This is a genomic window from Spirillospora sp. NPDC046719 (assembly GCF_040645715.1).
Taxonomy (GTDB): Bacteria; Actinomycetota; Actinomycetes; order Streptosporangiales; family Streptosporangiaceae; genus Spirillospora.
Genome location: NZ_JBEYYT010000311.1, coordinates 1 through 11,542 on the forward strand (window position 1 = coordinate 1; position 11,542 = coordinate 11,542).

Genomic DNA, 11,542 nt, shown 5'->3' on the forward strand with positions numbered 1-11,542 from the left:
GGTGAACACGGTCGGCGGGAACCAGAACCCGCGGTCGGGCAACTCGCACGGCGGCGCCCAACGGTCCGCGCCCTCCGCCTCGCCCGCCGCCGACAACTCCCGGATCCTGTCCAGTTGCGCGGCGGAGTTGATCGCGCCGATGTCGGTGTTCTTGTCCAGGGGATCACCGACCCGCAGCGTCGCCATCCGCGCCTTGAGCCGCTCCAAGACCTCCTCGGCCACCGATTCCTGGACCAGCAGGCGGGATCCGGCGCAGCACACGTGGCCTTGGTTGAAGAAGATGCCGTTGACGATGCCTTCGACGGCCTGGTCGAGGGGCGCGTCGGCGTAGACGATGTTGGCGGCCTTGCCACCCAACTCCAAGGTGAGCTTCTTGCTGGTGCCGGCCAGGGTGCGGGCGATCTGGCGGCCGACGTCGGTGGAGCCGGTGAAGGCGACCTTGTCGATCCCGGGGTGGGCGACCAGCGCGCGGCCCGTGTCACCGGCGCCGGTGATGATGTTGACGACGCCGGGCGGCAGGTCGGCCTGGCGGCAGATGTCGGCGAACAGCAGCGCGGTCAGCGGCGTGGTCTCCGCCGGCTTCAACACGACCGTGTTCCCGCAGGCCAACGCCGGGGCGATCTTCCACGCCAGCATCAGCAGCGGGAAGTTCCACGGAATCACCTGCCCCGCGACGCCGATCGGGCGCGGGTCCGGGCCGAACCCGGCGTGGCCGAGTTTGTCGGCCCAGCCGGCGTAGTAGAAGAACCACGCCGCGACCAGCGGGACGTCGACGTCGCGGGACTCGCGGATCGGCTTGCCGTTGTCGATCGACTCCAAGACGGCCAGCTCCCGCGAGCGTTCCTGGATGATGCGGGCGATCCGGTACAGGTACTTGGCGCGCTCAGCGCCCGGCATCGGCCCCCACACCCGCTCATAGGCGGCGCGAGCGGCCTTCACAGCCCGGTCCACATCGGACTCATCGGCGCACGCGACGTCGGCCAGCACGCTCTCATCGGCCGGATTGATCGTCTTGAACGGCTCCCCGTGCCCCTCGACGAACTCACCGTTCACGAACAGCCCGTAGGAGCCGCGGATGTCGACGACCGACGCCGACTCCGGTGCGGGCGCGTACTCGAACACCATGATCAGTCCAGGGTGAAGTAGTCGGGACCGGAGTACACCCCGGTGGACAGCTTGCGGCGCTGCATCAGCAGATCGTTCAACACACTGGAAGCACCCAGCCGGAACCAGTCAGGCGACAGCCAATCCGGGCCCGCGGTCTCGTTCACCAGCACCAGATACTTGATCGCATCCTTGGTAGTGCGGATCCCACCCGCGGGCTTCACCCCGACCTGACGTCCCGTCACCGCGCGATAGTCGCGGACGGCCTCCAGCATCACCAGCGTCACCGGCAACGTCGCGGCGGGCGCGACCTTCCCGGTCGAGGTCTTGATGAAGTCCGCGCCCGCCCGCATCGCCAGCCAGGAAGCACGCCGCACGTTGTCGTAGGTGACCAGCTCACCGGTCTCCAGGATCACCTTCAGATGCGCCTCGCCGCACGCCTGCTTGACCGCGGTGATCTCCTCGAACACCTTCAGGTAGTCGCCCGACAGGAACGCGCCCCGGTCGATGACCATGTCGATCTCGCTCGCCCCGGCCTGCACGGCCGCGCGGGTGTCGGCGAGTTTGGCCTCCAGCGGCGCACGCCCCGACGGGAACGCCGTCGCCACCGACGCGACCCCGATCCCTGAGCCGTCCAGCGCCGCGACGGCCGTCTCCACCATGTCCGAGTACACGCACACCGCCGCGACCTTCGGCACCGTCGCGTCCGCCGGATCAGGACGGACGGCCTTGGCGCACAACGCCCGCACCTTCCCGGCCGTGTCCGCGCCCTCCAGCGTGGTCAGGTCCACCATCGAGATGGCCAGATCGATCGCCTCGGCCTTCGCCGACGTCTTGATCGACCGGGTGGCGAGCCGCGCCGCCCGCTCCTCCGCCCCGACCTGGTCCACGCCCGGAAGGCCGTGCAGGAACGCGCGCAGCTCGGCGGCGCCGATGAGAGTCTCCGTTGACACGCCCCAAGCATCGCCGAAGACCCCCATCGGCACAAACGGCACGGAACCTCCGGCGGGCCGGGCCGCCGGAGGTTCCGTCCGGTCAGCCGAGCGGCGCCGTCGTCCAGCGCGCCGGGTCGTCGCCGAGCAGGGTGACCCGCCGGTACAGGCCGGTCAGCCCGCCCCCCGCCTGGAGGCTCCGCAGCGGCCCGCCCGTCGCCTGCAGCGTGACGTCGAAGCCGTGCGAGCCGTAGACGACCAGCCGCTGCGCGTTCGCCGGGTTGCGGCCCGTCTTCGGATCGGAGCGGGACAGGCGGGAGTCGAAGGCGGGATGCCCATCGACCTTCGTGTTGGTCCGCGCCGGGGCTCGCCGGCTCGCGGGGGCGACCTCGATGAGGAGCTCGCCGCCCCCCTGCCCGGAGGAGGTGAGCCAGAGTTCGGCGTCCGGGCCCTGGCCGAGCGAGACCTGCGCCGGCTTCAGCCCGCCTGGTACGCCGGTCGCCCGGAACGGGAACGCCGCGGGCCTGCCACCGCCGAACCGCACCCTCTTCGCGATGCGCTCAATGGTCTCCTTCTTCGCGATCCCGCGGTCGAGGACCGACAGCAGCGCCCAGCGGTGCGGCTGGTACTCCCAGCGCAGTTCGGCGGGCACCTGGTCGGAGCCCGGCCCGCCCGGCTCGATCGTCCAGTGCCCGACGCGTCCGTTGATGAGCTCCGTGCCAGTCCAGCGGCCCTTCTTCCCGCCGGGCAGCTTCGCGATCGGCGGCTCCGGGCCGGGCCCGAGGACGGTCAGCTCGACCGCCGTGTCCGCTTCGTCCCCGCCCTTGCCCTTGCTCGCGGACACCGTGACGCTGGGCCGCTCCTGGTCGTCCCGCGAGACCTTGGTCTGCGCGTAGCCGGGCGGCAGCCAGCCGAACGATGCGGGCGGGACGAGCAGGTCCGGATACCGCACCTGCTCGGCGGGCCGGACCCGCCGCGGCTGGTCCGGCGAGCCGGGCAGCACCGCGACGGCGACCGCCGCCGCTCCGAGCCCGGCCGCCAGCGTGCCCGCCGCGGCCCGCCGCCCGCGCCTGATCCGGCGGCCCCTCCTGATCGCCGCCGCCGCGTCCACGGACGTCACCGGTCCGGGCGTCGCGGCGATCCCTTCCAGCCGCTCCTTCAGATCGTTCATGCCGGGTTCTCCCCATCCGTGAGGCTCTGCACCGGGTGCAGCGCGCGGCGCAGCGCGTCCAGCCCGCGCGACGTCTGGCTCTTGACGGTCCCCGTCGAGCAGTTGAGGACGCCGGCGGTCTGCTCGACCGACAGATCGCAGTAGAAGCGCAGCACGACGGCGGCCCGCTGCCTCGCCGGCAGCGCGGCGAGCGCGGCCCGCAGATCGAGGCCGCCGTCGGGGTCGGGCGCGCCGCCCGGTCCGTCGGGCGGCTCCGCGACGAGCCGGACACGCCGCAGCCAGCCGCCGCGCTGCTCGGCGAGGAACACCCTGACCAGCACCGTGCGCGCGTAGCCGTCGAGGTTGTCGGCCGCCGACGCGCGGTGCCACCGCAGGTACAGGCGGGTGATCGCGGTCTGCACGAGATCGTCCGCCCGGTGCCAGTCCTGGCACAGCAGGTACGCCACCCGCCGCAGCCAGGGCGTCCTGGCCGTCACGTAGGCGGTGAACTCGTCGTCCCGTCCCTGCATGTGCTCGCTCCTCGGCCGTTCCACACCCCACTGATGCGTCCAGGGGCCGGGAAGGTTGCACGGCCGGCACGAACGGCCTCAGCGTTTTCAGGCCGGTACGTGCATGCCCGCATGCGCGCCACCAGCTGGTCGCGCAGCCGAGGCACACAACCATGCCGACGCGGAGTCCGAGAGGGCCGGGTGCGCATCGTCAGCAGATCGATGGAATCGCGCGGAGTAGTCCGGCGCGGTGCAGGGTGTCCGGGCGGCGGGCCGCCTCGACCCACCCGACGGCCTTCACCAGCTCCGCGCGGCAGGACGGGGCGCGGCGCGCGTCCTGCGTCTCCCTGAGGTCGGCGAGCAGCTCGCCGGTGATCTGGTCGAGCAGTGGCCGGACCTCTTTCTCCAGGTCGGGCCGGTGCGCCGGGACGTCGCCGGGGCGGACCGCCCAGCGGGCGAACAGGCCGCGCTGCACGAGCTTGCCCGCCTCGATCTGGTCACGGAAGATCCGCTGCGCGGTCTCCGGGTCGATGCCCATCGCCGCGGACCGCTCGGCGACCGAGTCGAGTATCCGCTGCTCGCGCGCCGGGTCCTCGATGGGCTTGCCCGTCCCCCACTTAGCGGCGGCGACCAGGTCGGCGACGTCGAGCCGCCGCGCCGCCACGTCGACCAGTGGCGCCAACCCCGCGTCCGCCCGCGCCGGGACAGCGAATCCGCTCAGAACCAGCATCGCGGCCACAATGACCTTCATCCGCCAAGGCTAGGCCCGGGCGCAGCAGTCCGTTGAGGTCAGTGAGGGTATTGGCGAGGCGGGCGGGTCTGCGGGAGTTCCTCCCGGAACGCTTCGATCGCGGCGGCGATCTGATGGATCGTTCGGGTCTTCTCGAGACGGTCGAGATAGAGCGAGCGGCGGGCCAGCCCGTCCAGGTCGACGGCGAAGTACATCGCCATCAGGGGATTGATGAACAATTCGCTCCCCCGCGTGCGTTCGGTGAACCGGACGTCGCCGAAATGGCCGCGCAGGGCGGCCGCTATCGAGCCGTTGACGATGCTCGGATACGGTTCGTGCGCCGCATGGGCGTACTCCACCGCGTCGAGGTAGAGCGAGGCTTCGCGGCTCTCGGCCGGTAGGGAGAAGGCGCCCAGGTAGGCGCCGTCTCGGGCCAGGGCGGCGAGGTTCTCCAGGACGTGGACGTGGTTCACGCCGTGATAGGCGTCCACACCGAACCCGAGCGAGACGACGATCTTCTCGGGGACGTCGAGGCCGTGCACGGCGGCGAGGCTGGCCATGTCCTCCTCGGGCGTGCCGAGCCCGGCCTCGTCGCCGCGCAGCAGGATGTCCGTGCCGCCGTCCACCAGGACGATCGCGTCCAGCCCGAGCCGGTCCACCAGGTGGCCGTACGCCTCGCGGAGGGGCCGCACGCCGAGCTTGGGGAAGGCGTGGACGGTCGACGGGAGGCCGTTGCGGTCCAGCCAGCGGGCGAGGGCGCCCTCCGGGAAGTAGGCGTCGCGGCTCTCGGTCTCGGGCGTCACGGCGGCGACGTCGTCGTCCAGCCAGGTGTCGGAGGGCAGCCCGTAGAGCGAGCTGAACGAAAGGTTCGCGAAGTGGACGTCCTTGCCCCGGTCCAGGAGGGCGATGGCGAGCGGCAGCCCGGCGTAGACGTCGAATCCGCCGCCGGCCCCGGCCACCAGGATCCGCCGGGCGTCCCGGAGCCGCGCGAACAGCGGCGGTTCATGGAGCGAGAACACCCCGCGACGGTACTCGCGGCGCCGAACATTCGTCCCCTAACACCGCGAACCCGAGCGGCATGGGGTGCATCAGACGTACTGGTGGCCGTGGTGATCGGGGGACCACGGCCACCCCTTCTCAGTAGGGGGACGGGCCGCCGAACATCTCGCTGATCCGCGGCGCCAGCTCGTAGTTCCCCCGGATGGCCAGCCGGCCGTCCATGAGCAGCGACGCCGGGTTGGCGTCCCCGGCGAGAATGCGCAGGAAGTCGGCCGTGCGGGCGCTGAGCGCGATGGCGGGGTCCCCGGACCCGCCGGCGCGTGCCCTGGCCCGTTCACCGGACACGTGGACCGTCCAGGTGGTCGCGGGGCCGTGGCCGGGCGTCAGGCGGAACTCGATGTCGCCCGCGAACCCTGCGGCGGCGGACGGGTCATAGGCGCGGGCCATCCCGGTGAAGAACAGCCGCTGCGCGTTCGGCCCGAAGCGGCGCTCGATCTGCTCGTCCGTCCTGCCGTGCACGAGTTTGTAGAAGCCCTGCGCGGCCCGCCGCCGGGCCGCCGCGCGGATCTCCTGCCGCACGGGACGGCGGGAGCGGGACGAGCGCTGGGCGCGCGCGACCTCGGCGTCCTCGTCGATGCGGTAGCCGGGCGGCGATGTCCGGGCGGGCTTCCGCCGTGCGAGGGCCGCCTCGATGGCGGGCGCGAGGCGCTCCGCCTTGGCCGCCTCCCGCTCCTCCCGGCCTTCGGTGAAATGCGGCAGCACCGACGCGCCGAACAGTTCGAGGCTCTCGCAGATGTGCTCGTGCCGGTTCGGCCCGGCCTGCAGCACGAACGAGATCTGGTCGACGCCGACCGACTCGTACCGCCGGATCAGATCGACGACCTGCTCCGGGGTCCCGACCGCGCCGCGCAGGGAGCCGACGTTCACGTTCAGCGACTCGGCGTTGGCGATGATCTGCTCGCGGTCGAACCCCTGGGACGCCCGGCGCTCCTGGAACTCGTCCCACACGCTGGTGCGCCCGGGGTCGTGCGGCGTCGCGCCGTAGTAGTGGGCCAGCGCGAACGCGAAGAAGTGCGCGCCGTCGATGCCCCGGTCGATCGCGGTGGCCTCGTCCTCGTGCAGCATCATCGGGAGCACCACCGACACGTTCGGGTTCACCGCGAACCCCGCCGGGACGCACTCCTCCGACTCCAGGATGCGGTAGTACTCGTCGACCCACTTCCCGGCGTCCTCGGGTTCGACGAACGAGAACGACAGCGCGCCTATGCCGTTGCGGGCCGCGAACTGGATGGTCTCCCGCCTCGAACAGGCCACCCACAGCGGCGGATGCGGCTTCTGCACGGTCTTCGGGATGACGTTCCGGGGCGGCATCCGCAGGTACGGCGACCGCCATCCGGCGAACGGCTCCTCGACGAACATCCGGGTGACGGCGTCGATCGCGTCCTGCCACTGCGCCCGCTTCTCGGTGCGCCGCACGCCGAACCCGCCGAGCTCCGCGCCGGAGCTGGACTCGCCCGTCCCGAAGTCCACCCGCCCGTTGGAGACCAGGTCGAGCGTCGCGATCCGCTCGGCGATCCGCGCGGGATGGTTCACGGCGGGCGGTAGCTGGACGATCCCGTGCCCGAGCCGTATCCGCTTCGTCCGCTGCGACGCCGCCGCGAGGAACACCTCCGGCGCCGACGAGTGGCTGTACTCCTCCAGGAAGTGGTGCTCGACCTCCCAGAGGTGGTCGAACCCGACCCGGTCGGCGATCTCGACCTGGTCCAGCGCGTCCTGGTAGAGCCGCAGCTCCTGACCGTCCGCCCACGGCCGGGGCAACTGGTGCTCGTAGAAGAGACCGAAACGCATCCCGACCACCCCCATGACCAGCGAAGACACCCTGCGACCCGGCCCTACCCGGCCCTACCCGGCCAGCATCACCCGAATTGGACACCCCGTCAACAGCCGCCCTCGGCGATAAGTTGCCAGTGATTACTGGCATTTTCGGCCGGCGGGAGGGAGGATCGGCGCATGAGGAAGATCACTGCCGCCGCGGCGGCGCTCGCACTGTCCGGAACGCTGGCCCTCGGCACCCTGCCCGCGGAGGCCGCGCCCAAGCCCAAGGCGCCGGCCGCGCAGCTGCCCGCGCAGCTCCGGACGCAGGTGGAACTCGGCTTCGTCGGCTGGGACGACAAGGGCCCGTACGTCGTCTGGGGCAACATGTCGTGCCACATCCACCTGCTCGCCCCGGAGGAGTGGTCCTGGGCCTGGGGCAGCGGCCCCTGCTGGTTCTGACGCGCGGGCCGAGCATGCGGACCAAGCACTTGCTTGACTGAGCCGTCCGGAGATCGACACGATGGCGGGAGGCCGGGCGCCCGCCCGCCGGAGGGCCGAGGACGCGGAGAGAACCCATGGCGCCGCTGGACGGACTGCGCGTGCTGGACCTGACGATGTGGCGGCCGGGCCCGTACACGACGCAGCTGCTCGCCCAGCTCGGCGCCGACGTCATCAAGGTGGAACCGCCGGGCGGCGAGCCCATGCGGATGTTCCAGGGGCACTTCGACCTGCTCAACCGGCGCAAGCGCAGCATCGTGCTGGACCTGAAGTCCGACGAGGGCCGGGAGCGGTGCCTGGAGCTCGCCGCGGACGCCGAGGTGTTCGTCGAGGGGTTCCGGCCCGGCGTCGCGGACCGGCTCGGGGTCGGCGACGCCGTGCTGCGCGCGCGCAACCCGCGGCTCGTGTACTGCTCGATCTCGGGTTACGGGGCGGACGGGCCGCTCGCGCAGGTGCCCGGGCACGACGTCAACTACCGCGCCTACACGGCGACGCTGCCGCCGGACGCGGTGTCGCCGTCCCTGGAGGAGCTGCCGGTCGCCGACATGTCCGCCGCGACGATGGCCGCGTTCGCGATCACCGCCGCGTGCCTCAAAGCCCGCGCCACCGGCGAGGGCGACCGGATCGACCTGGGGATGGCCGACGTGCTGGCGCACTGGACGAGCACCGTCCCGGAGGCCCTCCGGCCGCGACCGGCCGCGCCCCCGCCGCCCGGCCCGGCGCCGCACGTGACCGGGCCCGTCCCCGGGTACGGGGTCTACGCCACCAAGGACGGCCTGAAGATCACGCTCGGGGTCGTGTCGGAGGAGCGGCTGTGGGCGGCGACCTGCCGCGCGCTCGGCCTGGACGGGGCGGCGGACGTCCCGTTCGCCGAGCGGCTCGGCCGGGTCGCCGAGCTGGACGGCGAGGTGGCGGCCGCCATCGCCCGGCTCACCAGGGACGAGGCGATGGAGCGGCTGTCGGCCGCCGGGGCGCCGGTCGCGCCCCTGCTCACCGGCGCCGAGATGCTCGACCTCGATCATTTCCGGGTGCGCGGCGTGCTGGACGCGGGTCCGGTCCGCACCGCGGCGCACCCGCCGCTGCCGGGCGGGCGGGTCGCGGGGCTGGACGAGCACCGCGGCGAGGGCTGGCGCCATCTCACCGACTGATATTCAGGTGGGATTGTCGGATTCATTTGGCATTCTTGTGACGTGAGCGCGCGTGCGATGAGTCCCGTCCTGGTCGGCAGGGCAGCCGAGCTCGGCCTGCTGGAGGACGCGCTGGCGTCGGCTCCCGGCGCGGTGCTGGTCGGCGGTGAGGCGGGCCTGGGCAAGACCCGGCTGATCCGCGAGTTCGCGGCGTCCGTCGCCCGCGGCGGGCGGGCCCGCGTCCTCATCGGCGGCTGCCTGGAGCTCGGCTCCGACGGCCTGCCCTTCGCGCCGTTCACCACCGTGCTGCGCGGCCTGGTCCGCGACATCGGCATCGACGGCGTCGCGGCGCTCGTCCCGCGCGGCGACACCGGGAGCCTCGCCCGGCTGCTGCCGGAGTTCGGCGAGCCGGAGAGCGACGCCGCGTCCGGCGAGGAGCGGGCCCGGCTGTTCGAGGTGGTGCTGACCCTGCTGGAGCGGCTCGCCGAGCGCGAGCCGGTCGTCCTCGTCATCGAGGACGCGCACTGGGCGGACCGTTCCACCCGCGACCTGCTGGCGTTCCTGGTGCGCAACCTGAGCGTCGCGCCCGTCCTGGTCGTGGTGACGTACCGGTCGGACGAGCTGCACCGCGCCCATCCGCTGCGGCCGCTGCTCGGCGGGCTGGAGCGGGTCGACCGGGTGAGCCGGCTGGAGATCACCCGGCTGGCCCGCTCGGACGTCGCGGCGCTGGTCACCGAGGTGCTCGGGCACGCGCCGCCGCCGGGCCTGGTCGAGCGGATCGACGCGCGCAGCGAGGGGAACCCGCTGTTCATCGAGGCGCTGCTCGACGACGACGGGACCCTCGCCTGCGAGCTGCCCGAGTCGCTGCGGGACCTGCTGCTCGCGGGCGTCCAGCGGCTGCCCGAGGAGACCCAGGACGTGCTGCGGGACGCCAGCGGCGGCGGCACCCGGATCGAGCACGCGCTGCTGGCCGCCGTGTCGGGCCTGGACGACTCCGCGCTGACCCGGGTGCTGCGCCCGGCCGTCGCCGCGAACGTGCTGGTCGTGGACGGCGACGGGTACGCGTTCCGGCACGCGCTGATCCGCGAGGCCGTCCACGACGACCTGCTGCCCGGCGAGTACACGCGCCTGCACACCCGCTACGCCGAGGCCCTGGAGAACGACCCGGGGCTGGTGCCGTCCGGACGGCTCTGGGTGGAGCTCAGCCACCACTGGAAGGCCGCCAACGACGCCACGTGGGCGCTGGTCGCGTCGTGGCGGGCGGCGGCCGACGCGCGCAAGGCCCTCGCCTACGCCGAGTGCCTGACGATGCTGTCGCGGGTGCTGAACCTCTGGGACCGCGTGCCCGACGCGGCGGAGCGCATCGGCGCCGACCACATCAAGGTGATGGAGGACGCCGCGGCCGCCGCCGACCTGGCCGGCGAGTACGACCGGGGCCTCAAGTTCGCCACGGCCGCGCTGAAGGAGGTCGAGGCCGCCGGCGAGGACGCGATGGACACCGAGCGCTGGGCGGCGCTGCTGGAGCTGCGCGGCCACATGCGGTACGAGATGGCGCGCCCGGGTTTCGTCGACGACCTGCGGGCCGCGGTGAAGGCGCTGCCGGCCGATCCCCCGACGGTGCTCCGCGCGCGCGTCCTCTCGACGTTCGCGACCTATGTGCGGTTCTCCACCGACATCCCCGAGGCCCAGGCCGCGGCGGCGGAGTCGCTGGAGATCGCGCGCAAGCTCGCCGACCCGGTCGCCGAGACGCAGGCGCTCATCACGCTGTTCTGCGCCGACATCGACTACTCCGACTACAGCGCCACGACGGAGGCCACGCTCAACGAGATCGAGCGGATCGCCACCGTCGGCGGCAACCACCGGGCCCTGCTGCGCTACTACGTCATCAAGTCGCACTTCCTGGAGGGCGCGGGCCGGCACGAGGAGGCCGCGGCCGTCGCCGCGAAGGGCAAGGAGCTGGCCCTCGAGTACGGCGTGGCGCGGACGCAGGGCACGTTCCTGTGCATCAACCAGGCCGAGCCGCTGGTCTCCCTCGGGCGGTGGGACGAGGCCATCGCGGTGATGAACCACGCGATGGAGCAGGAACCCGCGGTGACGATCCGGACGTCGCTGCTGGTCCTGTCGGGCGCCGTGGCGCTCGCCCGCGGCGACCTGGACACCGCCCGCGAGCGCCTCGAGGGCTCCCGCGAGATCATGCGGCTGAAGATGAAGTGGCTGAAGACGCAGGACTACTTCAGCTCGCTCTGGCTGGAGGCGCGGCTGGCGCTGGCCGAGGGCCGCCCGCAGGACGTGCTCCCCGCGGTCGAGCGGGTGATCGAGGTGGCGGGCCTGCCGGACGACGCCCGCTACGCCCTGCCGGTGCTGATCGCGGGCGCCACGGCCTGCGCCGAGATCGGCGCGACCGCCGCGCCGATGCTGCGCCGGATCGAGGAGCGCGCCGCCGGCCTGACGATCAGCGGTCCGCTGCAGCGCGCCAACAAGCTCCTCTTCGACGCCGAGGCGGCCCGCGCCCGGGGCGTCCTCGACCAGGCCGCCTGGGACGCGGCCGCCGCCGCGTGGGAGTCGCTCGGCAACCGGTACGCCCGCGCGCAGGCGCTCGTCCACGCCGCGGAGGCGGCGCTGGCGGACGGCGACCACGACGCGGCGGCCGGGCGGCTGCGGATCGCGGCCGACGCCGC

Annotated in this window: 10 protein-coding genes; 3 read left to right on the forward strand and 7 right to left on the reverse strand. The window is 72.9% G+C overall.

Going from position 1 to position 11,542, the window contains the following annotated elements; translation table 11 throughout:
- The 7 genes from ABZ914_RS36300 to ABZ914_RS36330 form a co-directional block, all read right to left on the reverse strand.
- On the reverse strand, positions 1 to 1,125 hold a 1,125-nt coding region (locus ABZ914_RS36300; RefSeq protein WP_500198839.1), incomplete at its 3' end, for an aldehyde dehydrogenase family protein.
- A gap of 2 nt (positions 1,126 to 1,127) precedes the next feature.
- Positions 1,128 to 2,084: a deoxyribose-phosphate aldolase gene (gene deoC / locus ABZ914_RS36305; RefSeq protein WP_500198855.1), complete on the reverse strand. Its 957-nt coding sequence runs from the start codon at positions 2,082 to 2,084 to the stop codon at positions 1,128 to 1,130.
- A 55-nt stretch (positions 2,085 to 2,139) separates the two neighbouring features.
- Positions 2,140 to 3,207, reverse strand: a complete 1,068-nt coding sequence (locus tag ABZ914_RS36310; RefSeq protein WP_500198840.1) for a hypothetical protein — start codon at positions 3,205 to 3,207, stop codon at positions 2,140 to 2,142.
- Complete coding sequence (locus ABZ914_RS36315) at positions 3,204 to 3,716, reverse strand: SigE family RNA polymerase sigma factor (RefSeq protein WP_500198842.1); 513 nt, start codon at positions 3,714 to 3,716, stop codon at positions 3,204 to 3,206. Before ABZ914_RS36315 ends, ABZ914_RS36310 begins: the two co-directional genes overlap by 4 nt.
- Positions 3,717 to 3,906: 190 nt before the next feature.
- On the reverse strand, positions 3,907 to 4,446 hold the full coding sequence (locus ABZ914_RS36320) for a chorismate mutase (protein ID WP_500198844.1): 540 nt from the start codon (positions 4,444 to 4,446) through the stop codon (positions 3,907 to 3,909).
- Between the two features lie 38 nt (positions 4,447 to 4,484).
- Positions 4,485 to 5,444, reverse strand: coding sequence for a DUF1152 domain-containing protein (locus ABZ914_RS36325; RefSeq protein ID WP_500198845.1), 960 nt, complete (start codon positions 5,442 to 5,444; stop codon positions 4,485 to 4,487).
- 118 nt (positions 5,445 to 5,562) lie between these two features.
- On the reverse strand, positions 5,563 to 7,272 hold the full coding sequence (locus ABZ914_RS36330) for an LLM class flavin-dependent oxidoreductase (RefSeq protein WP_500198847.1): 1,710 nt from the start codon (positions 7,270 to 7,272) through the stop codon (positions 5,563 to 5,565).
- A gap of 162 nt (positions 7,273 to 7,434) precedes the next feature.
- Here ABZ914_RS36330 and ABZ914_RS36335 point away from each other — a divergent pair, with 162 nt between their 5' ends.
- The 3 genes from ABZ914_RS36335 to ABZ914_RS36345 form a co-directional block, all read left to right on the forward strand.
- Positions 7,435 to 7,698 carry a hypothetical protein gene (locus ABZ914_RS36335; protein ID WP_500198849.1) on the forward strand — a complete coding sequence of 88 codons (264 nt, stop codon included), beginning with the start codon at positions 7,435 to 7,437 and terminating at the stop codon, positions 7,696 to 7,698.
- A gap of 116 nt (positions 7,699 to 7,814) precedes the next feature.
- Positions 7,815 to 8,885, forward strand: a complete 1,071-nt coding sequence (locus ABZ914_RS36340; protein WP_500198851.1) for a CaiB/BaiF CoA transferase family protein — start codon at positions 7,815 to 7,817, stop codon at positions 8,883 to 8,885.
- 42 nt (positions 8,886 to 8,927) lie between these two features.
- Positions 8,928 to 11,542: ATP-binding protein (locus tag ABZ914_RS36345; RefSeq protein ID WP_500198853.1), on the forward strand; the 2,615-nt coding region annotated here is incomplete at its 3' end.

What these genes read in the sequence shown, in the direction of transcription:
- ABZ914_RS36315 (WP_500198842.1), bottom strand. Translation starts at nt 3,716, where the DNA reads ATGCAGGGACGGGACGACGAGTTCACCGCCTACGTGACGGCCAGGACG.
- ABZ914_RS36320 (WP_500198844.1), bottom strand. Translation starts at nt 4,446, where the DNA reads ATGAAGGTCATTGTGGCCGCGATGCTGGTTCTGAGCGGATTCGCTGTC.
- deoC (WP_500198855.1), bottom strand. Translation starts at nt 2,084, where the DNA reads ATGGGGGTCTTCGGCGATGCTTGGGGCGTGTCAACGGAGACTCTCATC.
- ABZ914_RS36335 (WP_500198849.1), top strand. Translation starts at nt 7,435, where the DNA reads ATGAGGAAGATCACTGCCGCCGCGGCGGCGCTCGCACTGTCCGGAACG.
- ABZ914_RS36330 (WP_500198847.1), bottom strand. Translation starts at nt 7,272, where the DNA reads ATGCGTTTCGGTCTCTTCTACGAGCACCAGTTGCCCCGGCCGTGGGCG.
- ABZ914_RS36340 (WP_500198851.1), top strand. Translation starts at nt 7,815, where the DNA reads ATGGCGCCGCTGGACGGACTGCGCGTGCTGGACCTGACGATGTGGCGG.
- ABZ914_RS36310 (WP_500198840.1), bottom strand. Translation starts at nt 3,207, where the DNA reads ATGAACGATCTGAAGGAGCGGCTGGAAGGGATCGCCGCGACGCCCGGA.